Here is a 26,273-nt window from a genome sequence, read left to right as displayed (position 1 = left end):
AATTAACCTAGTAATTTAGCAATACCTTGTAAGGATGTAACACCAATGTATGCTGTTACAAGTACTACAATCCATCCTGTATAATACAACAGTTTATTATGTTTGTAGTCTCCTACGATTTCAGATTTATGAGTAGCAAAGAGCATTACTGCCAATGTAATCGGCAAGATTAAGCCGTTTACGGAGCCAGCCAAAATCAACAAGGATGCTGGTTTACCAATGAAGATCAAAATACATGTAGAAACGAAGATAAATGTCATAATAGTCAATTTCTCATTGCGTTCTACCACTTTGAATAATGTTTTTAAGAAGGACACCGATGTGTACGCTGCACCTACTACAGATGTTAAGGCTGCACAGAAGAACACGATACCGAATAATTTATGACCAATTTCACCAGCACCAAGAAGGAATGCAGAGCCAGCTGGATCTTTAGGGTCTAGTACATGCCCCATAGACACAACGCCAAGAACCGCTAAGAATAACAAGATACGAACCACTGCATCTACGGACATACCCATGAAGGCTGCACGACGTACATCTTTCAAATGTTCTTGACCAGTAATACCTGCATCAATGAGGCGGTGACCGCCAGAGAATGTAATGTAACCACCTACGGTACCACCGATAAGGGTAATAGTTGCAAGCCATGGATAATGCGTTGGTGCCACCGCATGAGTAACCGCTTCAGCCACTGGAGGGTTTGTAGAAAACGCTACATAACCAATCAATACAAGCATTACCGTACCAAGAATTTTAGCGGTGTTGTCTAGTACACCACCCATTTTTGGAGATGCGAATAATAGAATACCCAAGATACCACTGATAGCCGCCGCAGTCGTCGTATCAATACCAAATACAATGTTTAGGCCCATAGATGCGCCCCCAATGTTGCCGATATTGAACGCAAGGCCCCCAAGGGAAATCAAGAATGCTACGAAATAGCCAAGTCCTGGCAATACTTTATTTGCAATATCTTGACCACGCATTTTAGATATGCCAATAATGGTCCACACATTAAGCTGTGCAATAATTGAAAAAATAACAGACACAATGATGGCAAACGCAAAGTCTGCTTTTAAATCATTTGTAAATGCCGCCGTTTGTAACATAAAGCCCGGCCCAATAGAAGACGTAGCCATCAAGAAAGCTGCCCCCAAGAGGACAGATAAACTTGCTTTACCTGAAATTGGTTTCATAAAAACCTCCACACAATAATTTATTAACAATCTATTATGTATTTATTATTTACTACATATTCACTATTTATTACGTATTCACTATTTATTACGTATTCACTATTTATTACGTATTTGCTATGTATTATATATTAGCTAAGCATTACATATTAGCTATGTATTGCTTATTTTATAATCGCCGTTTTACTATTTACGGTTTTGAAAATTAGCCACTGTAACGCCCGCTTTTGTAAGGCCTTCACGGATATAATTTGTGAAAGCTATTGCTTCAGGGTTATCGCCGTGGACGCATACGGAATCAGCTACAATATCAATAGTATTACCTGTATTAGTGACAACCTTGCCTTCTGTAACCATCATAAGTACTCGTTCAAGAGCCTCTTGAGGATCTTTAATGAAAGCGCCAGGTTCTGTACGAGGTACCAATGTACCTTCATCTGTATAACCGCGATCAGCAAATACCTCCTGAATTACAGGAATGCCTCGACGCTCTGCTTCTTTAGCAATATAGCTACCGCTCAACACCATAGTTGCAATATTAGGGTTTACCGCTTGTAAGCCATCTAATACAGCATCTGCCAATGCAGGAGTTACACAAGCAGTGTTATAAAAAGCACCGTGTAATTTCATATGTTGTAATGTAACACCATAGCTATCACAGAAGGCTTGTAGTGCACCAACTTGATATATCATATATGCTTTAGCCTCTGCAGGATTTACTGCCATTGCTCGACGACCAAAGCCCATAAGATCAGGATAACCAGGATGAGCCCCTATGGCTACGCCCTTTTCCTTGCACATGCGAACTGTAGCATCCATAATGAGAGGATCTCCAGCATGCCATCCACAGGCAACATTAGCACTTGTGACGTGATTTAACACTTCACCATCTATGCCTAATGTGTAGTTGCCAAAACTTTCACCTAAATCGCTATTTAGATCTACATAATGTGACATCAATAATCTCCTCCCTTTCTTCATCTCTTTTTTAAATTCTATAGAATATTGAATTTATAGATATGATTATACTAAATAAATCGATATATTAGCAATGATTTTTGTCATGTATACAAAATTTCTTTATTAATACACATATTAAAATGCATATTAAGACACAAAAAAGCACCCCACATTATGTGGGGTGCTCTCAATATCAATAGGTCTATCATTAGTTTATATATGGAGAGAGTTGTAAGGGATTCATTAGTTAGTGTCGATAGCCTATCGATTATTTATTATCCTTGGATGCAGCATCATCAGCTTGTTTGCTGTCGTCTGCAGCTTTATCATCTGCAGATTTATCATCAGACGTATTAGCAGCATCTTTGTCGCTAATTACAATGTGACCATCTACAACATCAGCAAGCAAGTGTTTTGCATCGATGTGATCCAAGTAGAAGTCAGTTACATTATCGCGGATTTCAGATTCGATAACACGACGTAATGGACGAGCGCCCATAGTTTTATCGTACCCTTGTTCCATCAATAATTCTTTAGCTGCTTCAGTTACATCAAGAGTAATTTCTTTTTTAGCTAAAGTTTTATTTACTTGATCAAGCATCAAATCTACGATTTTCTTCAAGTCTTCTTTTTTCAATTGATTGAATTCAATAACTGCATTGAAACGGTTCAAGAATTCTGGACGGAAGAATGGAGCGATACGTTCCATTACATCTACTTTATTTTCATCGTCATTATCTTGACCATAACCAAAGCCTGCGTTAGATGTAGCAATGATAACAGTGTTTTTGAAGTTTACAGTGTTACCTTGACCATCTGTTAAGCGACCATCATCTAACACTTGAAGAAGCAATGTAATAACTTGAGGATCTGCTTTTTCGATTTCGTCGAACAATACGATAGAGTAAGGATTACGACGAACACGTTCAGTCAATGTGTTCGAGTTATCTTCGTAACCAACATAACCAGCTGTAGCACCAATCAATTTAGAAACGGCTGTGCGATCACTGTATTCGGACATATCCAAGCGGATGATAGCATCTTTGTTACCGAACATATCAAGTGCTAATTGTTTAGCCAATTCTGTTTTACCAACACCAGTAGGACCTACGAATAAGAAGCTACCGATTGGACGGTTACCTTCGTCAAAGCCTGCACGGTTACGACGGATTGCTTTAGATACAGCTTCTACTGCTTTATCTTGACCGATTACATGAGCTTGTAAACGAGATTTCATGTCTTTCAAGCGTTCAATATCGGATGCACCCATTTGAGATACAGGGATACCAGTCATTCTTTCAACCGCTTCCGCTACATCGTTAACTTGAGCCACAACCTTTTGGTTTTCAGTGTGGTTGTCGATTTCTTCTTGTAATTTTTGAATACGCATTTTTTCGTTAATAGCGGATTCGTAATCTTCTTTTTGAGCAAACTCTTCTTGTTTTGCTTTAGCCTCTGCAATATCTGCTTCTAATGTTTTGATATCAGTTACAGGATGTTGGGAAGCCAAGTGAGCTGCTGTTACATCGATCAAGTCGATAGCTTTATCTGGTAAGCTACGTTGAGGAATGTATTGTACGGAATAATCTACAGCTGCTTTCAACACAGCATCTGGCAATTCAATGTTATGATGCGCTTCATACAATGGGCGAATGCCTTGTAAAATTTTGAAAGTATCTTCTGGAGATGGTGCATTTACCTTTACTTCATTGAAACGACGAGCAAGAGCTGCGTTTTTCATGATTGTGTTACGGTATTCATCTTGTGTTGTAGCACCGATAACAGTCATTTCACCACGGGACAAAGCAGGTTTCAAAATATCTGCTAAGCCTTTAGAACCTTGACCATCACCTGTGGAACCAGCACCCAAGATTTGGTGGATTTCATCGAAGAACAAGATAATGTTACCAGCAGCCTTAACCTCTTTGATAAGGTTTTGGATATTTTCTTCGAAGGAACCACGGTATTGAGTACCAGCTTCCAAACCGGAAATATCGATGGAAATGATTTCTTTATTTTTAATAGCTGCAGGAACATCGCCATTGACGATTGCTTGTGCTAAACCTTCTACTACAGCTGTTTTACCAACACCAGCATCACCTACGAGTACAGGATTGTTTTTAGTACGACGTGCTAAGATTTCTGCTGTTTCTTGGATTTCTTTATTACGGCCAATAACAGGATCGAGTTTACCATCACGAGCTTGTTGAGTTAAGTTTGTACCCAACTTGGCAAGGATACCATCTTGTTTCATTTTACCTTGTTGTGCAGCTTGAGCAGCTTGCATTTCTTCATTAGAAGGTAAACGACCAGTTTGACGATAGAAAGCAAACTCTTCTGGAGTCACTTCACGACCATTAATTTTATAACGACGGTTTTCTGTGGAATAACCACCCATGTTCCCCATCAATTGATTGAATAAATCATTCATGCTACCGAAATCGCTACCAAAGTTATTGAAATTGTTGTTCATATAAATTACCTCACTTTTTTACTACAAGTATATCTGTTTGACTTTTTAAGTCTGTTTAATTTCTTGCTTTATTTCTAGGTTTCTTCAACCTTATGACATTATAATAATCTGATTAAGTCAAAAAGTCAATAGGTCAAAGATAAAATTTTTGACTTTTTTTGACTTTTATTTTGACTAATTATATTTATATGGCAAGAATATAGATAATTGCTGGATTTGTGAGAGATAATTAAATTTGAACTTTTAGGTTATTTATTATAAATCAGATTGTTTATATTGATTTATTCCCTATATAATAGATATAAAAGTCAAATATATAAGAAATATAAAAGTCGAATAAATAATAAAGGAGTTTGATCTATGACACTGAAAGATCCGAAAATCGGCAATCTCCCAACAACCCAAGAGTCCCCCATCATGACTAGTGATACTAATAAAGAAGTAAAAAAGCGGATAGCTCATTACGAACTATCCGCTTATTTCTTTGGTGATCCAGGAGGGATTCGAACCCCCGACCCACGGCTTAGAAGAAATAATACCAAATTTTAATACATTTTACCTCATACATAACGTATATATTTTTATATTTCTATTCAATACTGTATAATGCTGGGATTGCGTTGACTTAGACCGCTCTATTATCTCTATTCGCCGTAGTATTCAAACTGGTACCAACGAGCAATTATTTCAAGAAACAAAGACTAAAACATCACGCCGTGGTATACCAATTAGTAAAGAGTTACAAGAGGATCTTAGAACATATAAAGAGTTTCAATATACGTATATTCAGGAAATCGGTGATAAATGGACAGATACTTCTGGAATTGTAATATCTGGTATCTTTGGTAAAGTATTATCTACAAGTAACTTTAAATCTAGATATTTTATTCCTGTATTAAAACAGCTACATTTAGAACATATTACCTTTCATGATCTTCGCCATACACATGCAACTATTCTACTCTCTCAAAAAATAAACCCTAAAATAGTACAAGAACGGTTAGGACACTCCTCGATTATACTAACATTAGATACCTATTCGCATTTAGTACCTGATATACAGAAAGAGGCGGTTCATGCTTTAGATAGTTTAGGCATATAACCCTCCCTTTCAAAAACTAATTAGCCTCTTCATTAATTTTTGAATATAAAGTTGCTAAATTATTATCCACTACTTTTTTTATATCTTTCAAGTCCTTCATCTCAATCAAATCAATATTTATGTCTAGCGTACTTATAATATCTAAGTATTGTTTTAAAGAGATTTTTTCTACAATCGATCTATCAAATGCCAGATAGATTAAATGACAATAAATTGCATGTTTAAAAAGCATTTTATCTGCACTGATTTCATTTTCCAAATGTTGATAGCAAAGCGAACTGTAGTAATAAAATGCGGACTTTGATCTTATGTAAGGTATAATTTTATATTCTTCTGATAGCAAAAAAATATCAATTGCCTGTATCAAATAACCTATTATTGACAATAAAAATACAGATTTATAATCTTTGACTTCACAAAAATGTCTTAGGTGGGGTACTTTGGAGCTATAGCTAATAAGTCCTTCCATTCGCTTTTCAAATGTATCCTCCTTTACATCCTCATTAAATAAAAGAATTCCATCTAGCAATTCAGGTCTTAGATGGTTCTTTATGTCTACAATTGTAATACATGTTTTCATATATACTTCAATTGATTCTATATCCGTAAATAAATTCAAGAATAATTGTTCAGCTAATGAATTAATTTCACTAGATCCCTCTGTCCTATTATTTTCCCTAACAGGTAATAACCAAATGGGCCGTTCTTCCAATTCTAATAATTTGATGTTATCACTGATAAGAAATGAAACATGCTCAATCATAGCTTGAGTATTAATTTTCTCATCACTAGACAATCTTAGAGTCGTATCGCACATTTTAGCTAAAGGGTCATCCATTATATGAATTTTTCCTTGAGCTAAAAAAGGATAGTGTTCAAGGCCATCAATATCTAAATAATCTGCTGCAGTATAAAGATGGGCACTATAACTTTCAAGTTGATAGTTTAAAAAAATATCTACTAGAGTTTCATGTTTCTTCCAAAATATGAGAACAGAATCTAAAATATTTTCTACATAATCCGGATTCCTAGTAAGAGAATCCTCAATTTTAAGTAATAATATCTTATATTCATCCTGAATTTGATTAAGCCTATCCATTAACTGATTTTGGACCAAATTTATTCACCTCAACTAACAATTTATCAGGAATTCCATATTCTTCATTAAGAACATTCACAATATGATGCATTAGCAATACACAATCATTCCACACAGATGTTAAGTTATCATGTTGCTCTATAGAAGGTATACAGTGATATTGATGTGCAGGATTATCACATTTTACAAAAGAGCTCTCTCTAACACTCCCCCAAAAGCCATGCTCATAAGATGTAAGATATTCATAATAAGTGGCATAAAGATCTGCTAAGCCTGTGATTTCTGCCTTCTTCCTAATATTAGTATCGTCAAAATAGTTTGTATTTATATCTAAAAACTCAGGCCTAAAAAACTCTTCAACTAAAATATTTAAATATTTTAAAGGAATATGAGTACCTTCACCTTCTGGCATATTGATTTTATCTTTATTCACTTCACATACTAGTTTATACTTTCCTAAACCATATAACTGGTAATCCATCCAGATGTTATCGTGATTATTCGCCTCATGAATTAAATACTTCATTATGATAAGTATTTCAAATAGTCCCCGAACTGAACTTCTCCCAGATATGCTATTATCTAAATCATGTTTATATACCTCATAAAACCGATTATATGCAAATACAGCTAACCCTAAAAGCACTGTCATTTTTTCATCTAAAATTAGAACATCTTGTTTGATTGAAATAAAGTAATCAAAGATATTTTGAAATGCCTCAACACACTGGTCTTTATTCAAATTCTGCTCATCTACTTCGCTAAGATTAACTGAAAACAACTTGCATGTAGACATACAACTTAAATCCTCCCAAAATTTATTCAAATATACTAAATTACTTTTATCCATAAATTGAATAGTACCAAACATCGAACGAACAAGAGGTCGAATTGTTTGCATTTTTTCATTCTCATGAGGCAACCTTGCATAATCGTTCAAATAATCAATTATATGTTCCTGCCCCTTCATGACTTTAATCTTATTACATATTGAGCGGAAAAATAAAACAATATATTTTATATCAGTAGTCATATTAGTTTGACTTCCCATACATTCTTGCATTATTTGTTCTATTTTTGATAAGCGTTTCTCAATACTCATCTTATTATAAAAATTACCATTAAACGTTGGATACTCATGTATATCAAAAATGAGCGTTAATGGCTCAAGCGTATTATCACCAACAGATAATCGAATCTGATCGAATAATTCCTGCTGATTTTCTACTGATTCAGCAAGAAGTGTAGAAAACCTACAATCTTCAATTTTAGGATTTATCTCTTTCCAGTATTTCAAAATTCTAACAGACTGATTAATTCCCTCTATTCGTCCTAATTTATCAAGAATTAAAGCTAACCAAATATATTCAGGGAGTTGTCCATATGTCCAACTTTTTTCAGTTTCTAACGGATTTGCAATTTCATTCCATACAGATTGAAAAATTCCTTTTTTCCATGTATATCCAGATAATTTAGGTTTCATGATTCTTCACCACCAAAACTACTAATGTAACTACTAATCGAATACAAAAAAACGAGCCTTCATTTCTGAAAACTCGCTTATTTACTTGGTGATCCAGGAGGGATTCGAACCCCCGACCCACGGCTTAGAAGGCCGTTGCTCTATCCAACTGAGCTACTGAACCATGTGGATTACCTATATATGTAATTATCTATTATAGTATAAATTATGTACTATGTATCGTCAACTGTGCTCTATTGCAGTTTACCCTAAAAAAGGCAAAAAAAAATGGAGCGGGTGAAGGGAATCGAACCCTCGCGACCAGCTTGGAAGGCTGGGGCTCTACCATTGAGCTACACCCGCAAATAAAAAAATGGTCGGAGCAGCAGGATTCGAACCTGCGACCCCCTGGTCCCAAGCCAGGTGCGCTACCAAACTGCGCTATGCCCCGTCATTAATTACTTGCTAATTATAGCAAACCTGGTAGTTGATGTCAACCACTACTCTTGCTGAGTTTTTACTCTATTGAGTATCGCTCTGCAACGAAAATTATTATATCATTGATACAAATTAGTGACAAGTACTTTTTTACAACTTCATTAATTTTTTAAATTTTATTAGTACATATAAAAAACATGCACCTCTTTCGAGGTGCATGTTATATTATCCTATTGTTCTATTGTGGTTGTGCCAATGCTTTTACAGCAAATAGATTAACCTTCGTAGCTACCGTCTTCTACTACGCCAGGGTTTTTAGCGATACCTTGTTTTACAGCAACTTCAGCAACTGCTTTAGCAACAGCTGGAGCTACACGAGGATCGAATACGGATGGCATTACGTTTTCTTCGTTCAATTCACTGTCTGGAATCAAATGAGCCAATGCGTCAGCAGCAGCCAATTTCATTTCATCAGTAATTTTAGATGCACGAACATCGATAGCGCCGCGGAATACGCCTGGGAATACTGCTACGTTGTTGATTTGGTTAGGAGCGTCAGAACGGCCTGTACCAGCAACGCGGATACCAGCAGCTTTCATATCTGCATATGTAGCTTCTGGGTTAGGGTTAGCCATAGCAAATACAATTGCATCGTCAGCCAAGTTTTCCAAGATTTCTTTTGTAAAAGCACCTGCTGCAGATACACCAAGAAGAATATCAGCACCTTTAGCATTTTCAGCCAAGTTGCCATGTTTTTCTTCAAGTTTAAGCAAGTCGATCAATTCAGCTTGCAAGGAGTCAAGACGTTTGTAATCTTTGTGCAATACACCAGAAGATACTAACAATGTAATATCACGAGCGCCTGCAAGATATAACAAACGAGCAATGTTTGCACCAGCAGCACCAGCACCGTTTACAACGATTTTAGCAGTAGCTAAATCTTTTTTAACTAAACGAAGAGCGCCTTTTACACCAGCCAAACATGCGATTGCAGTACCGTGTTGGTCATCATGGAATACAGGGATTTCCAATTCTTCTTTCAAACGGTTTTCGATTTCATAGCATTTAGGAGAAGAAATATCTTCCAAGTTAATGCCAGCAAAGTTTTTTTGCAATAATTTTACAGTGTTGATCAATGTATCAGCATCTTTTGTATCTACAACCAATGGAATGCAGTCTACATCGCCGAATTTTTTGAATAATAAAGATTTACCTTCCATTACAGGCAATGCTGCTGCAGCACCGATATCGCCAAGACCAAGTACACGAGTACCGTCGGATACAACGGCAACCATGTTGGAACGGCAAGTTAATTCAAAGGATTCTGCTTCATTATCTTTAATACGCAAGCATGGTTCTGCTACACCTGGTGTGTAAGCTACAGATAAATCATGAGCGTCTTTTAATTCATATTTTGTTCCTACAGTAAGGAAACCTTTTAATTCACGTTTTTTTTGTACAGCTAATTCACGTACGTCCATAATAATTCTCCTTTGTGGATAAACTCGGACTCTTTTGAGTCGGTAATTAATACCTTTAACTAATTGTATTATACAAAATGATATATAACAATTCAAGTTTTTTCGATATAGTTTTTCGAATATTTTAGAATTAAATTCAATTAATCTAATTTAGTAATAAAAATGATAATTAAATAAAAAGTAGATAAGCCATATACGACTTATCTACTTTGGTACTATATACATATTATCCGATAGGACACATAGCATACAGAATATATATTTTTTATTTATGCTTTTACAGATGGCAAATTACGACCATAGAAAATTTCCATCATTTCTTGTTTTAATTGATGTTTAATTTGTTTGATTTCTCGTTCACTCAATTCAGATTCAGTAATACCAAAGAGATAGTTATCTAAATCAAATTCTTTTAACATCATTTTTGTGTGGAAAATATTTTCTTGATATACGTTCACATCAATCATATTGTACATGTTGCGAGTTTTTGCATTGATGTAGTTTTGGATAGAGTTGATGCGATGATCGATATAAATTTTCTTGCCAGATACGTCACGTGTAAAGCCACGAACATGGTAGTCCATTGTGAGGATATCGGAATCAAAGCTTTGAATCAAATAATTAAGTGCTTTAAGTGGAGAAATCTGACCACATGTAGATACTTCAATGTCGGCACGGAACGTACTAACTCCTTTGTGCGGATGGCTTTCAGGATAAGTATGTACAGTAAGGTGAGATTTATCAAGATGCATGACTACATCTTCCTTTTCAATTTCCTCTTCAGAAATCAAAATCGTAACAGACGCACCTTGAGGGTCGTAGTCTTGTTTCGCTACGTTAAGGATGTTGGCACCAATAATATGGCTAACCTCTGTTAAGATAGCTGTTAAACGATCCGCATTGTATACTTCATCAATGTACTGAATGTATTGTTTTTTCTCTTCTTCTGTACGAGTATAACAAATATCATAAATATTAAAACTCAATGTCTTTGTGAGATTATTAAAACCATATAATTTCATTTTAGGCTTTGCTTTAACTGGTGTATCCATGATATGTCATAACCCTTTCCATGCATAGACTTACTATTTTTTTGAAAGCTTTTCGAACCATTGAGGTTCAAAGCTTTTACCATATAACTAAACAATATCTTGTTTGTACACAAACTCTACATCAAACTGTCCATTATCGTAGGTAACGATAGCAAATGTACCGCCTGAGCGGTCACGAGCCAACGATATACTGCCGGGATTCACAAATACCGCATCACGAACACGAACCTCACCATGATGATGACTATGACCGGACACGATGAGTCGCGCCCCCATATCAGTGCCTAACTCAATCAGTTTTTGTATTCGATTATAATATGATACCTCATGACCATGAGTCATGTAAATATAGGTATCCTCAAGAGGAATCAACTGTTCTCGCGGTTCAAGAGGCTGTACACGGTCATTATTACCGCGCACTGCATACACAGGAATATCAGTATGTTCCTGCATATATCTTGCATCATCGCCATAATCACCAGCATGAAGCCACATATCAATTTCTTGGTCTGCTGTAGCCTCCAAGACAAGATCTATATCATCTAGATACCCATGGGTATCACTTAAAATACCAATTCGTTTCATTTTATAAGTTCTCTAATACTATTATATTACATATTTATATGAACTATACCATATAGTTCGAAAATATTAAAGCTTGTTAATTAATTTGCGTAAAGCACGGCCACGATGGCTAATGGTTTCCTTTTCTTCAATACTAAGTTCTGCCATTGTCTTTTCAAATTCAGGTACATAGAAGTATGGATCATAGCCAAAACCATTGTCCCCTTTTGGCTCATCTTGAACAAGTCCATCACAATAGCCTTCAGCTGTCACTTCACGGCCATCAGGATATACGAGAGCTAAGGCACATACATAATGACCTGTACGGTCGCTCTTACCTTGCAGTTCGCGAATTAATTTTTCATTATTAGCTTGATCATCACCATGATGACCTGCATAACGCGCAGAATATACGCCTGGTGCCCCATTAAGAGCATCTACGGTGATGCCAGAATCATCGGCAAGACATGGACGATTGGTAGCCTTTGCGTAGTAGCGAGCCTTTAATAGAGCATTTTCCATAAAAGTGGTACCCGTTTCCTCAGGTTCCTCAATGGTAACAACCTCTTTTACTGGTATACAATCGATAGATAAATGGGAGAAAGCCTCAGAAAATTCACGAATTTTCCCTTTATTGCCTGTAGCTAATACGATTTGTTCCACCTTACACCTCCGGAGCTGTAGAATATACCTTACCTACTTTATCTGCTGTTGTACCAAGTACTTCCCGTTGTTTTGCCATGAGCTCATCTGTAGCAGCCTCTGCTAAATCAAGTAATGCATTGAGCTCATCACGGTTAAAGGTACCATGTTCACCAGTACCTTGTACCTCAACCATATTACCAGAGCCGGTGCGCACCACGTTCATGTCAACGATAGCCGCACTATCCTCTTCGTAGCAAAGGTCCGTAATAGGGCCTTCTGGACCAATACCTACTGAAATAGCTGCACAGAAGTCAGTAATTGGGAATTTTCCTGCTCCACCAAAGGTGAAATCCACCGCATCAACAAGGGCTACAAAAGCACCTGTAATAGATGCTGTACGCGTGCCACCATCGGCTTGGATTACATCGCAGTCGATTGTAATAGAGCGTTCACCTAATGCTTCAAGGTCTACAACAGCGCGTAATGCACGACCGATAAGGCGCTGAATTTCTACAGTACGGCCCGTTTGTTTCCCCTTTGCAGCCTCACGACTAACGCGAGTTTGCGTAGAACGTGGCAACAAGGAGTATTCTGCTGTTACCCAGCCTTGGCCAGAACCTTTGAGCCATCGCGGCACAGAATCCTCCACAGTAGCCGTACAGATAACCTTTGTCTTGCCGCACTCAATGAGTACAGAACCTTCTGCATACTCTGTAAAATTCCGTGTTATTTTAATAGGTCGCAATTGACCTGCTGTTCTATTATCGCTGCGCATAGGAACCTCACCATTCTAAATCTAAACATTAGAACGCCCCTTACACAAAGGGGCGTTATCTTTTTTTATTATATCACAATTTAACTATTTTTTATCACTACGAATCAGATTATATATTGTCCATCACCAAGTGGATCTACCACAACATAGCGGCTTGCACCGCCTTCTGCTTTAGCCCGTTTGGCCTCTGTAATGGCATCTTGACGAGTTCCCTCATCGGCTTGCCAAGGAATGAACATGGCATAAACACTTTGTGGCCCATAGGGTCCATATTGACCATGTGAAAGTACGCTATGCCATCCAACTTTATTTTCGTACATGCGCACCTTTTCAAGGCGTTCCTCTTGTACACCTGTTTCATCATAGTACACATTGTAGCGGTTCGACCATATATCGCCCACACCGGTGCGTTCCTCTTTGGCCATCTTATGACGGTTAGCCCATTGTACCTTCCACTTAGCGATAAGGTCATCAATATAAGCGGTTACATTTTGGCTTTGCTTATATTTAACAGGATCAAAGGCAGGTTCGACGACCTTGCTGTAATCAAGGCCTGCCATAGATAAAATGATACCAGTATTTACATATGGCAATGCTTCTTGTACGGAGTAACCACCTTCTAAAACAGCTATATCTGCTTGCAATAAATCTACAAGCTCAGCATAGCCCTTTGCGGTTACCTGCATATTAGCCAATGGATCGCTAAAGTGATTATCTTGCCCCGCAGAATTAATAACAATGTCTGGATGGAATTCTTCTAGGATTGGCAATACTAACTCACGCATAACCTTCATCAAGCCTTCGTCACCAGTCCCAGGTGGCAATGGAATATCTATATTTCCACCGATAGCCTGTGGACCACCGAATTCATCCATAAAACCTGTGCCAGGATATAAGGTCCGTCCATCTTGGTGGAAACTAATGTATAGTGTATCTGGATCATGGTAGAACACATCTTGAGAGCCATCACCATGATGTACATCTGTATCCACTACAGCAACCCGTTTAATACCATAGGTTTGACGCATATGTTGAATCATGACAGCTTCAATGTTAATGGTACAGAAACCACGAATACCATGAACCATGGCCATCGCATGATGCCCTGGCGGTCTTACTAAGGCAAAAGCGCGATCTACTTCACCGCGCATAACCGCATCAGCAGCGGCAATAGCCCCACCTGCAGACACACGATGTGCTTCCGTTACCCAGGACTCTAAGTCAGGAGCGCCTACATGAACGCGCTCTATGGTATCCCAATCGGCTACGATAGGATTATATTCCACAATATTAGGTATATCTAATAAGCCTTCCTCAACGATTTGATCACGCGTATACAGCAAGCGCTCTTGTCGTTCTGGATGAGTTTCAGAAATTTTCCAGTCGAAAGCAGGGAAGAATACAAGCCCTAAACTATGATTTGATGTATTTTTGTCAGTATTCAACTTATTATGTACACTTTTATTGCTATTAATAAGTCCATGACGCTCACGATAGGATAAGCCTTTATTCCACATACTGTTTCACCCCCGCTGCTAATTGTACTTTTACAGTGATTAATCGTTCCATCGATTGCCAGCCCTCAACAACAGGGAAATCTTCTATACTAATGACCTCTATATCTTGGTCCTTACCAAGACCTAAACGCAATGCTTCTTCACTGAGGGCTTCTTTAGCTCGTTCCACCACTTGTTCTACTCGCTTCAACGTACAGGTTTGTTGTTTAATCCCTAGTTCAGGAATAACGAGTAAGCGTCGTTTTGTATCGACATGAACAGTGAGTTCAATGGTCGATAATGCTAGGGCTGCTCCGATAGCATTCGCCACCGCCGCATTTTCTGGTATGGTAATCGGTAAATCCATATATTTACCTATGCTAGGTCCAAGACTTGGCGCCGTTCCACCTACTACCACGATTTGAGCAGGCACAAATACATCGGGGTTCACAATATCCGCTACTACATAGATAGGTCGTTTGTTTTCTGCCCTTACCACCTCATCTATACCATGCTGAATTGTTTGCAACGCCTTATTTACGATTGATTGAGCAACGCCAGAAGCAGTTATATCCTCTGCTAATTGTTGTTGAGTCTGAGTTGTTACTCCCTTTGTACTAGCATTTAGTCTATTAGCCAATATATTCATAGCACGTTCAGCTAATCCAACATCACCATAACACGCATAACCTAGTACAATGAGAGCATCCCCTAGTGTAGGTTCTGTCCCACCTAATGCTACCGATGGGCCCACCCGTTCAGGTCCGACAGTAATTTCACCATCTACAATTCGAACGACAGATTCACCGCCAATACCAACAGAGGTAACGGCAAAGGAGCGTACCGCACTTGGGTATTCACGAATAGATACACCACTTTTAGTCATCAACGGTCTGCCTTGTTTCCACAAAGAAATATCTGTAGTGGTACCGCCAATATCTAAAGCAACTGTATGTTCATTCCCAATAGCTCCAAGAGCAGATAAGCCCAGTACGGTTGCTGCAGGTCCTGTAAAAGCGGTCTCTACTGGTCTACTCACCATATGTTCCATAGGTAAAGACCCTCCATCGGCCTTTAATATATGAAGTGGAGCCTTAATGTTTCGCACGCTTAACGCATCTTCTACATTCTTCTTAAATACTGTAAATACCGGTGTTACAGCGCTATTAAAATATGCGCTAATAGTGCGACGTGGAAAATTCAAAGAGCCGCTTAATAAGCTGCCATTAGAGATAGTATTATATCTATCTTTCAATGCTTCTGTTATAGATAATTCCTCTTGAGGATTCCGTACCCCAAATTTAGCAGATACAGCAGCCAAATCTGTGCCACTGCGAGATTGTACCATTTTGGCTATATCTCGAACTGCATTTGTAGGTGTACGTTCCACCACAATACCTCTATGATCAGTATAGCCTTGAAGATAGATAGGATTTACAGGGAATATATCATCCACATTTCGGCCAGGTCCCGTTACTACAAACAAGTCTACCACTTGCTCTTTCTCTTCCACAATGGTGTTTGTTACCACAGTAGTAGACAGCGTAACTTGATCAATATTTGTAGTATCACAATGTTGGAGAATTGCATCAAGGGCCTCGCCTATGCCTTGCATTAAATTATCTTTGGTAGTCCGTCTTTTAGCAGATGCTACTACACGATGGCCATCGATGATGACCGCATCTGTAAAAGTACCACCTACGTCTAAACCTAGTAACATAAGACCTCCTAATTAGTATAAAAAAAAGCTGTACCCATCTCTATGTAATGAGTACAGCCTTCTGTTATTTACCAGATACAGATGCGTAATTTTTAATGATAACAATCGGAGTCATTTGGCTATCATTACCAAATGGATTGTCAATCAACAATTGTGCAATTTTATTACCGTCAATGCCACGACTTGTACCTAACACAGCGGAACGTTTCAAGTCATTAACGTCAGCTACAACAGCGCCATAACAGCCTGTGCGAGATACGATTTTCTCAGCTACTTTATCTGGATCCTTTGGACCAAATACGATGTGCTTGTCGAATGGAGGCATTGTACCAGTTACATCATCTGTTAAAGATGCTGCACGAGCAATTGCATAGAATACCCCTGGTTTACGGAAAATCTTAGCAATAGCGCCTAAAATGAAGGCACCCAATACTTTCCATTTACCATCTAGATTCATAGCGGATTGCATGCCGTAAATGGATGCCATAGATCCATCTGGATGGATAAAGCGATTAATTAAACGAGCTTGCCAGCAAACATTTAGCTCTTCAGGACGTGTAAAACGACCTTGTGTAATAGCCACTACAGATTCAGCTACACATACGATATCTTCAGGTCCAATATTATGACCGCCAAATTCAACGATAGCATCCACGATGTCATCATTATCTGTAAGAATACGTGTTGGCACACATACTAACTCTAATTCTGCCATTGTTATGCCTCCTTATTGAACCAATGCTGCTTGAACTTCTTCAGCAGTCAAACGAATACGTTGTTTATCGATATGATAATCTGTACGGCCTACGATTTGGTAGTAAATATCGATGTCCATATAAGGGAAGCCCTTAATATCTTCACGAATATTGCCATTTTTGCCTGTTAAGGTAACGAATACACGAATAGTACCGCCTTTACGAGGTTTGATAATAACAGCTTCAAAATAGCCATCATGACGAGGACGATTAATGTCCATAGCCCATGCATCTACTTTCACAGCATCAAAATGTTCCTCTGGCAACAATGGACGTGGGAATAAGTCCATAATTGTACCAAGTTGACGTCCTTTGTTCACAAATGGAATATCACAGAACAAGGTAATAGATTCAAAATTACGATCAGATACTTGGAAGTTTGTTGCACGTTTTGGCAATAAAATAACCTTTTCATTACCTTGTTTCAATACGAACAAACGGAATAATAAATACAAAGCTGCAATAGCTACAATAATAGCTATTACTACACTTAGGATGTTATAAAACCACATAGGGCATCTCCTTTATAATGTAATACGTTCAATGCTGCGACGACTTGTATCAAGGAAAGAGGCGCTCAACGTATCACCAAGCTCAATATCCTTTGTAAAATACAATGACACAGTACCCGCCGTTTTTTGAGGGTTAAACAAATCTTTACCCTCTAATCTGCGGCGAACAAGTTCACTCGTTTCAAAAGCAGGGTCGATGAATTGAATGCGCCCTGACGTTAGTTCCTCTAGCAAAGGTTGTACAAATGGGAAATGAGTACAACCCAAAACTACGACCTCAATTTCTCGAGATAATAAAGGCTCTAGATATTCAGTACATACATCGCGTACAAAATAGTCATCTAAATGACCTTGTTCAATGAGGCCTGCCAATTCAGGACATGGTTGCTCCCATACGAGCACTTCATGATCAACTTCAAGGGCTACATGTTTATGAATATGACTATTCACAGTTGCTGCCGTCGCCATGATACCAATTGTCTTGCTTTTGCTTTGACTAATCGCTGTTTTTACGCCTTGTGATACTCCAATAACGGGTACAGACACGCGTTCACGTACCGCATCAAGGGCTACAACAGTAAATGTATTACAAGCAATAACCATCAATTTTACAGGCTGTTTTTCAAGAGCCTCTGCAATATGACAAGCTAAATAAGTAATTTCATCATCACTACGATTCCCCACCGGGTTATTCGCATTATCACCAATATAGATGAAGTCTTCGTTAGGGAATTGTTCTTGTAAGACCTTTAAAACAGATAGCCCGCCTACACCGGAGTCAAACACGCCGATAGGCAATTGTTGTACATTACTCATTAGGCATCTCCTCAACAGCTGCTAACATAGGCTGATAAAAAGTATCGTCTAATCGCACAATTTTACCTGTTGATTTTGACATAAATGCATTCTTAGTCTCTCCCGTAGCTAGGAGCGCACCATCACTGGCACGGCGCATACGATAACGGAATATCATTTGAGCACGTGTCATCTTAACCAAATATGTTTCGATGTGAAGTTCATCATCAAAATTTGCTGGTTCTTTATAATTGCAGGATACATTCATGATAGGAAATACAATATCCTCATTCATCATATCCCACAGGGTTACACCGATTTGACGAAGGAATTCAATGCGTGCCATTTCAAACCATCTAAAATGATTACTATGGTGCGCAATACCCATCATATCGGTTTCGTAAAAGCGTACATTTACTGAAGCAATATGCATATATTTATCCTTCTTTTTTCATAGAATACAACCTTCATTGTATATCTATTACTTTAGCGTGTCAAATAAATAAAGGCAGTTCAATCGCAACGGATCAAACTGCCTTAATGGTTAAAAGCTAGTTACTGCCACCAAATGGGAAGTATTTTTTTGCCTCTTCTTGATGACGAGTTTTAATGTAACGATTGGCAACCTTGAAGGCAAGACCAAGCACGGCTACATCATCTATCCAACCTAATACAGGAATTGTATCCGGTACAATATCAATAGGTAATACGAGATACCCTAAGGCACCAGCAATGACTGCTTTTACATATTTTGGAGTGTCCTTGTCACGCATACAAAGGAACAAGGTCACTGCTCGTTGTACAAAGGCAAGCTTCTTACCATATCGTCCTAAAAAAGCGGCGAATTTAGATTCGTTAAAATACTTACCATATGTAATAATTTTTAATGGATTCATCTTCATAATCCTTTAGCGCCTATTTGCGCAAACCACCAATTTTATCTTTTGCTGTATTAACAGTGTTTGTAGCAACATCTTTTGCTGTTTCAACAGCATCATTAGCTTTAGTTTTTGCAGTTTCTACTGCAGCTTGTGCAGAAGCTTTAGCTACTTCTACGCCACCTTTAGCTAATTCTTTAGCTACATCAATATTTCCTTTAGCAACATCAATTTTCTCTTTTGCCGCATCGGTTACTTTCGCCACAACTTCTGCTGCATTGTCATGGATTTGATATTTTGTTTCTGTATTCCATTTATCGATAGCAGGTGTTACTTTTTCTTCGTAAACTTGTTTCAAAGTTTCTTTAGCAAGACCTGTTTCATTAGCAATACCAGCCCAAACGTCGCGTTGACCTTGTGTGAAAGGAATGCTAGCACTTGCATCACGGATGATGTCACCTGCTATAGCTTTACCGCTTTCAAGGAATTCAGCAACCATTGGTTTATAGCGTTCGATATCAGAAGGCATACCATCTTGGATCCAAATGTGAGCAATTTTACCGATAGCATATGTTAAACCAACTGCTACAGGAACGCGAACTGCTTTTAGAGGAACAAGAAGAGAAATAGCCGCTGTACCTACAGCTGTGCTAAGACCACCAACTAGACCCACTACAGCACCAGATTGCAATTCTACTTCGTAAAGATGTGCAATGCGAGTTACCATATACGTTGCATTGGCGCACAAAGCAACACTGCTGAATTTAGGGGATAATGCCAATGCCGCTGCACGACCTGCACCCCAGAAAATAAATTGTTCAACTTGATAGTCACGATCTTGAGAACCATCCATAAGTGGCTCAAGTGTTACGCCATTATATTCTGCCATAAGTATTCTCCTTTGTTGTGAACCAACTATAGGTCATATTATTAGTATTATTATACCATTCTATTGCTAGAAGTGAAATGAATTTTTCTAATTATCTATAGATTTAAAAAATAAAATAACTTCCAATATTTTCTATCTTACCAACTAGTGAGACCACCATCGATAGTCCATGCTGCCCCCGTTACAAAGGAAGCTTTATTACTCAATAAAAATACAATAACCTCCCCAATTTCATGAGGTTGACCAATGCGTCCCAAGGGATAATGTTGGCCCATTTCAGCCTTAGCAGCCTCTGCATCTTGCTGAGCATTTGCAATTTGTTTATCTACTAAAGAGGTATCCACATCACCAGGACAAACACAGTTAACGCGCACATTATGTGGTGCCATTTCAAGGGATAGTGATTTCGTAAAACTCACTACCGCACCTTTTGAAGCACCGTATACAGAGCAAGCCACATTGCCTTGTAAGCCTGCATCACTAGCTACCGTTACGATACTGCCCTTTGTAGCGCGCAAATAGGGCAATGCCGCTTGGCACAAGAAAACCGTACCTTTCACATTGGTACCAAACATTTCATCAAAGGCAGCTTCCGTTACATCTGCTAGAAGCTCTTCTTCATAATAGCCTGCTGCTGTTACGAGAGCAGAAACACCGCCAAATAATTTAACGGTTTCTTTTACAATACGCTGACAATCTTCAATCTTCGATACATCCCCTTGGATGTACTGCACCCTTGAAGAATAGCGGCGCAATTTCATCTTAGCCTTTTGTCCTGATTTTTCATCACGACCGTTAATGACAACACACCAGCCTTCTTTAAGAAGCAATTTTGCCGTAGCAAATCCGATGCCCGATGTGCCACCACTAATCAATGCCACTTGTACATCACTTTTATGAGGCATACCTTGCCCTCCTATAATGTGGAAACATAGTCATAGACTAATTTCAACAACATAACTGTCGTTACCGACAAGAATACAACACGTACTAACGACGAACCTTTAGCAATAGCTAAATGAGATCCTAAGTAAGCACCTATAATTTGGCCTACCCCTGTAGCTAAGCCGTACTTAATATTGACGTGACCTAAGCAGAAAAATACGATTAAGGATGCTAAATTACTGGTAAAATTCAATATTTTTGCATTCGCAGAAGCATGCAGAAAATCAAAGCCAGTAAAAATAAAGCCCATAATCAAAAATGTACCTGTACCAGGACCAATAAAACCATCATAAACACCAATGCCAAGAGCAAAAGACATGCAAATATACAATGCTTTTCCTGCTACTGCTGAGGTACGGTTTATTTCGCCCCAATCCTTTTTTAATACCACAAAAAGTGTGACACAAACGAGTAGGACGATAATAATAGGCTTTACGTACAAGGGTGGCAATGATACAACTGCTAAGGTACCAAGCATGGATCCTATAAATGTAAAAGGTAGTAATTTACGAACTAGAGAAAAATCAACCATATGATTTCTTAAGAATGTAATTGACGCACTGCCAGCTCCGAATATACTAGACAGCTTATTACTGCCTAAGGCCATGCTCGGCGGAAGGTTGGTTAATAGCATAGCGGGAACAGAGATTAGGCCCCCACCACCCACAATGGAGTCTACAAAGCCGGCAAAAGCACCTGCTACAGCGAGCAAAACGAGAATTAGGATATCAAATGGTAAACCTGTTACCTCAATAAGCCACTCCATATAAACCTCCTATAGATAGCACATCAACGGTCGCCAAAAGGCCACCGTTGTCATGCTAGTTTATTTTATTTTGCACCTAGACGATCTAAAGCTAATGTGTATCCATCAGCACCATAGACTAAGCATCGTTTGACACGACTAATAGTAGCCGTGCTCGCACCTGTTTCTTCTACAATTTTTTCGTAGCTATCACCGGCACGTAGCATTTTTGCTACTTGTAAGCGTTGAGACAAAGCTTTCAATTCATTAATCGTACAGATATCTTCAAAGAATGCATAGCATTCCTCAGTATTTTCAAGCGTTAATATAGCGGTGAATAGCTCATCGTTTTGTTCACTTCTCAACTTCTCATTGATACTCATAGGATCCTCCTACTTCTTATTCATCGCTTTAGACCAAGCATCGCCAATCATTTGGACTAATTGTACCAAAATAATCAAGATGATAATGGTAGCAATCATAATATCAGCTTGGAAACGTTGGTAACCATAGCGGATAGCAATATCACCAAGGCCACCGCCACCAATAGCACCAGCCATTGCAGAGTAACTGATGAGGTTAACAATAAGAACCGTTACATTATCGATAATCGTAGGCAATGCTTCAGGTAATAATACTTTCCAAATGATTTGGAGTGGACTTGCCCCCATGGATTGGGCCGCTTCAATTACGCCAAAGTTAATATCTTTAATAGATGTTTCTACAAGGCGTGCTAAGAATGGAATTGCAGCGATTGTTAAAGGTACACAAGCTGCAGTGGTACCAATAGATGTGCCTGCTACCATACGAGTGAATGGAATGATAGCTACCATCAAAATGATAAATGGTACGGAACGCGTTGCATTGACGATAGCACCTAGCACCTTATTAAGCGCTACATTTTCTAAGATATGACCCTTAGAGGTTACTACCAAAATAACACCGAGAGGAATACCAAGTAACATAGCCATGACCGTAGAGATGATGGTCATTTGCAATGTATCAAGGGTACCAGTTATGAGAAGATTAATGATTTGCTCTGACATAACCGATCACCTCGCTTTCAATTGGTAATGTTTTGATGTAATCTAAGCCCTCTTGCGCATTTTCAGGGTCACCATTCAAGATAACGATAAGGCGACCAACGCATGTATTTTGGATATAGTCGATGCCACCAAAGAGGATACTTACATCGAGGTTAAAGCGTCGTACGAGACCTGCCACTACAGGTTCATCCGTAGATTGACCTGTAAATTTAAGGCGTACTAATGGAGCTGTACCTCCGATCCATTGATCATGCAATTCCAAATGTTCTAGCGCTTCTGGTGGTAAGTTGTCACTCACAACAGAGCTGATGAATTCTTTTGTAGTATTTTCACGAGGATGTGTAAATACTTCAACAGTGCTACCTTCCTCAAGGATTACACCGCCTTCGATAACCGCTACACGATCACAAATTTCACGGATTACGTGCATTTCATGAGTGATGAGAACGATAGTAAGGCCCATTTTTTCATTGATATCTTTCAACAATTTCAAAATGGATTCTGTTGTTTGCGGATCTAGAGCAGATGTAGCTTCATCACAAAGAAGAACCTTTGGATTAGACGCTAAGGCACGAGCAATACCAACACGTTGTTTTTGACCACCAGACAATTGGGATGGATAGTTGTTCATACGCTCAGTAAGGCCTACGATATCAAGGATTGGCGTAATGCGTTCCTTGATTTCAGATTTGCTCAAGCCTTGTAATTCCAACGGGAATGCCACATTGTCATACACTGTACGAGAGGACAAAAGGTTAAAATGTTGGAAAATCATACCAATATCTTTGCGCGCTTTACGCAAATCGGATTTGCTAAGTGTTGTTAAATCTGTACCATTAACGATAACAGAGCCAGATGTAGGCGCTTCAAGCATGTTGATGCATCGAATCAATGTGGATTTACCGGCCCCAGATTGACCGATAATGCCAAAGATTTCACCCTCTTTAACATCAAGGCTAATATCTTTTAAGGCTTCCACACGAGTAGCGCCTTCATAGACTTTACTAATGTGTTGTAATTGAATCAAAATAATGTCCTTTCTTAAGGTAAAAGTTTACCATGTAATGAAAGTAGATTACCTATTAAGGCAAACCTTCTTCCATCAATTTTTCTAGTGCTTCGCGTAGACGAAGTGTAATAGCACCTGGTTTACCACCAGATACTGGATTTCTGTCTAGCTTAGTAATTGGGATGACACCACCAATTGTATCGGTAAAGAATAATTCGTCCGCATCATCTACAAAAGCGCGGTCAAATTCTTTTTCAATAACGGTAATACCTAGAGATGGTGCTACGCGGGTCAAAATCATTTGGCGCGTAATACCTTTTAAGATATGATTATCTGCTGGATGAGTATACAAGATACCATCTTTGACAGCAAATACATTAGATGTTGCACCTTCTGTACAAACGCCATCACGGAACAACATGGCAGTATAAGCAAATTTCTTCTCCGCTTTAGTTTGTGCCAAAATATTTGGAATCAAATTAGTAGTCTTAACATCTACATGGTCCCAACGCTCATCAGGTAATGCAATCGCTTTTACACCTTCACCCAATTTATTAACCTCATCCATATCCAAATTGCGGATAGACATGAGCATTTGTGGTTCTAGTTTAGAACGATCGTATGCATGATGGCGTGGCGCTACACCACGAGAGATTTGCAAATAAATATAGCCCTCTTTGATTTCACTTTGCTCGATTAAAATTTCGTGCAATTCTGTTAAATCATCTGGGGTCATTTTTACTGGAATATCCATTTCACGCATAGAGCGATACAAGCGATCTTGATGGTAAGACAATGCGAAGCAACGGCCTTTTACGACACGTACCACTTCGTATACAGAGTCACCAAACAAATATCCACGGTCATCAATACTGATAACTTTGGCACCTGGTTCAACGAACTCGCCATTAAAATATGTTAATTCTTGCATAGGAGCACCTCTTTTTCTATATCGTTACTCTATCAAGTAGTAATCATCATGGACTTATTATATCACAATTACTTTCAAATTTTCACACTTTACTTTGTGAAAGATGTAACTTAGATATACAAAAATCCGCTAGGATACCATAGTTAAAAACTATATCCTAGCGGATGTATATTATTAATGTCCTAATATAAATTTACGTAATGGTTTAGGTACATGGTTTAATGTCACGGTAGTCAAATAGGACAGGCCTAGCGCCATAGCATACATGGCAAGTACATTGACCACTGTATAGAGGAGATTATATTTAGCCATCACACCAGAGATGATCAACAACCAGAATGGATGTGCTAAATAAATACCATAGGACTTATCCCCTATTTCTGACCAAGTAGATTCCATAGTTGCATTCATTGGTAAGGTTTGGAATAAGAACAGGCTAAATAGTGTTCCCAGTCCAGTATAGAGAACACCCATTGGGCTCATTTGATGAACTGTATAAATTGCTTCAAGCACTGTATAATGCCATACGTCCATGACATAGTAGTAGGATCCAAGCATCAACAAAATAGAGCCTACTGCACTAATGCCTAATAAGTAACGATAGCGCCACATGTATTCGCATACCGTTTCATAGCGCTCAGCACATACAGCCCCCAACAGGAATATCCACACATAATGGATAACCCAATAATTTAGTCTCATATCAAAGAGATATTTCAAGACAGGATTATTGCTGAGGTGTTCTGTTACCCACCGGCCGAGCATGTAAGACGAAACATAATCGATGCCCACTTGGATGATAAATAATAGAACCATCCAAAATACAGGGCGTTTTAAGATGACTTTCACCATAGCTCGCCATAGAGGCATCATCACGTAGAACCATAAGAGGATAACCATAAAGTATAAATGATACATAGACGTACCAAATAATAGATTTACAGCCAATGGTCCAGGATGCAAATTACCTAGATTATGCGCCGTTAGTCCCGTGTAGAGCAAATAAAATATGGACCACGTAATATATGGAAATAGCACCACCTGAATACGGCGGTGCATAAATTCCTTATATGAGAATGGTCCCTCTACAGATGTATGGTAGAACAATCCAAATGCAGAGAGGAAGAAAAATGCTGGTACTCCAAAGCGCGATAGAATTTCTAAGACGCTAATGAGTTCTAAATTTACAAAAGGATTTTGTAATGCGTAAGAACCTACATGAATGCCGATAACACCGAGCATACAGAGGCCACGCATATATGTAATTTCCGGTAAAAATGCTTTTTTCATAGCCATTCCCTA

The 26,273-nt window shown here is 38.5% G+C and carries 26 protein-coding genes, 3 tRNA genes and 1 pseudogene; 2 read left to right on the top strand and 28 right to left on the bottom strand.

Annotated features, from left to right (window positions below; translation table 11 throughout):
* Positions 1 to 2: 2 nt before the first annotated feature.
* The 3 genes from ACWTVK_RS08800 to ACWTVK_RS08790 all read right to left on the bottom strand — a co-directional run bounded on the left by ACWTVK_RS08800 (position 3) and on the right by ACWTVK_RS08790 (position 4,632).
* Positions 3 to 1,199 carry an NRAMP family divalent metal transporter gene (locus tag ACWTVK_RS08800; RefSeq protein ID WP_456046581.1) on the bottom strand — a complete coding sequence of 399 codons (1,197 nt, stop codon included), beginning with the start codon at positions 1,197 to 1,199 and terminating at the stop codon, positions 3 to 5.
* A 186-nt stretch (positions 1,200 to 1,385) separates the two neighbouring features.
* Entirely contained in the window at positions 1,386 to 2,156 is a 771-nt protein-coding gene (locus ACWTVK_RS08795) for a LamB/YcsF family protein (protein ID WP_456046580.1), read from the bottom strand.
* A 271-nt stretch (positions 2,157 to 2,427) separates the two neighbouring features.
* A complete protein-coding gene (locus ACWTVK_RS08790; protein WP_287499230.1) occupies positions 2,428 to 4,632 on the bottom strand; it encodes an ATP-dependent Clp protease ATP-binding subunit in 2,205 nt (734 codons plus the stop codon).
* Positions 4,633 to 4,992: 360 nt separating this feature from the next.
* Between ACWTVK_RS08790 and ACWTVK_RS08785 the strand changes: the two genes are divergently transcribed.
* A complete protein-coding gene (locus tag ACWTVK_RS08785) occupies positions 4,993 to 5,181 on the top strand; it encodes a hypothetical protein (RefSeq protein ID WP_456046579.1) in 189 nt (62 codons plus the stop codon).
* 73 nt (positions 5,182 to 5,254) lie between these two features.
* Positions 5,255 to 5,734: pseudogene (locus ACWTVK_RS08780) on the top strand (site-specific integrase); the annotation flags it as partial.
* 16 nt (positions 5,735 to 5,750) lie between these two features.
* On the opposite strand, the gene ACWTVK_RS08775 reads toward ACWTVK_RS08780, so the two are convergent.
* From ACWTVK_RS08775 to ACWTVK_RS08655, 25 genes are all read right to left on the bottom strand, one after another.
* Positions 5,751 to 6,851 carry a hypothetical protein gene (locus tag ACWTVK_RS08775; protein WP_456046578.1) on the bottom strand — a complete coding sequence of 367 codons (1,101 nt, stop codon included), beginning with the start codon at positions 6,849 to 6,851 and terminating at the stop codon, positions 5,751 to 5,753.
* Entirely contained in the window at positions 6,826 to 8,316 is a 1,491-nt protein-coding gene (locus ACWTVK_RS08770; protein WP_456046577.1) for a DUF5677 domain-containing protein, read from the bottom strand. The genes ACWTVK_RS08775 and ACWTVK_RS08770 overlap by 26 nt, the downstream gene beginning before the upstream one ends.
* Positions 8,317 to 8,402: 86 nt before the next feature.
* Positions 8,403 to 8,479: transfer RNA gene (locus ACWTVK_RS08765), tRNA-Arg, on the bottom strand.
* Positions 8,480 to 8,584: 105 nt separating this feature from the next.
* Positions 8,585 to 8,658: transfer RNA gene (locus tag ACWTVK_RS08760), tRNA-Gly, on the bottom strand.
* Between the two features lie 11 nt (positions 8,659 to 8,669).
* A tRNA-Pro gene (locus ACWTVK_RS08755) sits at positions 8,670 to 8,746 on the bottom strand.
* A 262-nt stretch (positions 8,747 to 9,008) separates the two neighbouring features.
* Positions 9,009 to 10,214: an NAD(P)-dependent malic enzyme gene (locus tag ACWTVK_RS08750; RefSeq protein ID WP_456046576.1), complete on the bottom strand. Its 1,206-nt coding sequence runs from the start codon at positions 10,212 to 10,214 to the stop codon at positions 9,009 to 9,011.
* 269 nt (positions 10,215 to 10,483) lie between these two features.
* Positions 10,484 to 11,266, bottom strand: coding sequence for an adenosylmethionine decarboxylase (speD, locus tag ACWTVK_RS08745; protein ID WP_287499228.1), 783 nt, complete (start codon positions 11,264 to 11,266; stop codon positions 10,484 to 10,486).
* A gap of 87 nt (positions 11,267 to 11,353) precedes the next feature.
* Positions 11,354 to 11,851, bottom strand: a complete 498-nt coding sequence (locus tag ACWTVK_RS08740; RefSeq protein ID WP_105085340.1) for a metallophosphoesterase family protein — start codon at positions 11,849 to 11,851, stop codon at positions 11,354 to 11,356.
* 66 nt (positions 11,852 to 11,917) lie between these two features.
* Complete coding sequence (locus tag ACWTVK_RS08735; RefSeq protein WP_456046575.1) at positions 11,918 to 12,493, bottom strand: XTP/dITP diphosphatase; 576 nt, start codon at positions 12,491 to 12,493, stop codon at positions 11,918 to 11,920.
* Position 12,494: 1 nt separating this feature from the next.
* The gene (gene rph, locus ACWTVK_RS08730) at positions 12,495 to 13,250 is read right to left on the bottom strand and encodes a ribonuclease PH (RefSeq protein WP_456046574.1); all 756 of its coding nucleotides are present in this window, start codon (positions 13,248 to 13,250) and stop codon (positions 12,495 to 12,497) included.
* A gap of 104 nt (positions 13,251 to 13,354) precedes the next feature.
* Entirely contained in the window at positions 13,355 to 14,767 is a 1,413-nt protein-coding gene (locus ACWTVK_RS08725; protein WP_456046573.1) for a histone deacetylase family protein, read from the bottom strand.
* Entirely contained in the window at positions 14,757 to 16,466 is a 1,710-nt protein-coding gene (locus tag ACWTVK_RS08720; RefSeq protein ID WP_456046572.1) for a hydantoinase/oxoprolinase family protein, read from the bottom strand. The genes ACWTVK_RS08725 and ACWTVK_RS08720 overlap by 11 nt, the downstream gene beginning before the upstream one ends.
* A gap of 64 nt (positions 16,467 to 16,530) precedes the next feature.
* Positions 16,531 to 17,181: a coenzyme F420-0:L-glutamate ligase gene (locus ACWTVK_RS08715; RefSeq protein ID WP_005387981.1), complete on the bottom strand. Its 651-nt coding sequence runs from the start codon at positions 17,179 to 17,181 to the stop codon at positions 16,531 to 16,533.
* A 12-nt stretch (positions 17,182 to 17,193) separates the two neighbouring features.
* A complete protein-coding gene (locus tag ACWTVK_RS08710) occupies positions 17,194 to 17,733 on the bottom strand; it encodes a hypothetical protein (protein ID WP_105085335.1) in 540 nt (179 codons plus the stop codon).
* A gap of 12 nt (positions 17,734 to 17,745) precedes the next feature.
* Positions 17,746 to 18,549: a glutamate racemase gene (gene murI, locus ACWTVK_RS08705; protein WP_456046571.1), complete on the bottom strand. Its 804-nt coding sequence runs from the start codon at positions 18,547 to 18,549 to the stop codon at positions 17,746 to 17,748.
* Positions 18,542 to 18,961 (bottom strand): acyl-CoA thioesterase, encoded by a 420-nt coding sequence (locus ACWTVK_RS08700; RefSeq protein ID WP_005387975.1) that lies wholly within the window; start codon positions 18,959 to 18,961, stop codon positions 18,542 to 18,544. Before ACWTVK_RS08700 ends, murI begins: the two co-directional genes overlap by 8 nt.
* Positions 18,962 to 19,079: 118 nt before the next feature.
* Complete coding sequence (locus ACWTVK_RS08695; RefSeq protein ID WP_060924113.1) at positions 19,080 to 19,424, bottom strand: YkvA family protein; 345 nt, start codon at positions 19,422 to 19,424, stop codon at positions 19,080 to 19,082.
* Positions 19,425 to 19,443: 19 nt separating this feature from the next.
* Entirely contained in the window at positions 19,444 to 20,295 is an 852-nt protein-coding gene (locus tag ACWTVK_RS08690) for a hypothetical protein (protein WP_005387972.1), read from the bottom strand.
* A 137-nt stretch (positions 20,296 to 20,432) separates the two neighbouring features.
* Positions 20,433 to 21,200 carry an SDR family NAD(P)-dependent oxidoreductase gene (locus tag ACWTVK_RS08685; RefSeq protein WP_119208432.1) on the bottom strand — a complete coding sequence of 256 codons (768 nt, stop codon included), beginning with the start codon at positions 21,198 to 21,200 and terminating at the stop codon, positions 20,433 to 20,435.
* Between the two features lie 11 nt (positions 21,201 to 21,211).
* On the bottom strand, positions 21,212 to 22,006 hold the full coding sequence (locus tag ACWTVK_RS08680; RefSeq protein WP_456046570.1) for a TSUP family transporter: 795 nt from the start codon (positions 22,004 to 22,006) through the stop codon (positions 21,212 to 21,214).
* Positions 22,007 to 22,071: 65 nt separating this feature from the next.
* The gene (locus tag ACWTVK_RS08675; RefSeq protein ID WP_005387967.1) at positions 22,072 to 22,368 is read right to left on the bottom strand and encodes a YerC/YecD family TrpR-related protein; all 297 of its coding nucleotides are present in this window, start codon (positions 22,366 to 22,368) and stop codon (positions 22,072 to 22,074) included.
* A gap of 9 nt (positions 22,369 to 22,377) precedes the next feature.
* Complete coding sequence (locus ACWTVK_RS08670) at positions 22,378 to 23,031, bottom strand: methionine ABC transporter permease (protein WP_024066186.1); 654 nt, start codon at positions 23,029 to 23,031, stop codon at positions 22,378 to 22,380.
* Positions 23,012 to 24,058, bottom strand: coding sequence for a methionine ABC transporter ATP-binding protein (locus ACWTVK_RS08665; protein ID WP_456046569.1), 1,047 nt, complete (start codon positions 24,056 to 24,058; stop codon positions 23,012 to 23,014). Before ACWTVK_RS08665 ends, ACWTVK_RS08670 begins: the two co-directional genes overlap by 20 nt.
* A gap of 55 nt (positions 24,059 to 24,113) precedes the next feature.
* On the bottom strand, positions 24,114 to 24,971 hold the full coding sequence (locus ACWTVK_RS08660; protein ID WP_316061914.1) for an aminotransferase class IV: 858 nt from the start codon (positions 24,969 to 24,971) through the stop codon (positions 24,114 to 24,116).
* A gap of 174 nt (positions 24,972 to 25,145) precedes the next feature.
* On the bottom strand, positions 25,146 to 26,267 hold the full coding sequence (locus tag ACWTVK_RS08655; RefSeq protein ID WP_456046568.1) for an acyltransferase: 1,122 nt from the start codon (positions 26,265 to 26,267) through the stop codon (positions 25,146 to 25,148).
* Positions 26,268 to 26,273: the final 6 nt, after the last annotated feature.

It is taken from the genome of Veillonella sp. Ser01 (assembly GCF_053850375.1).
This window is presented reverse-complemented; position numbering and strand designations above follow the sequence as displayed.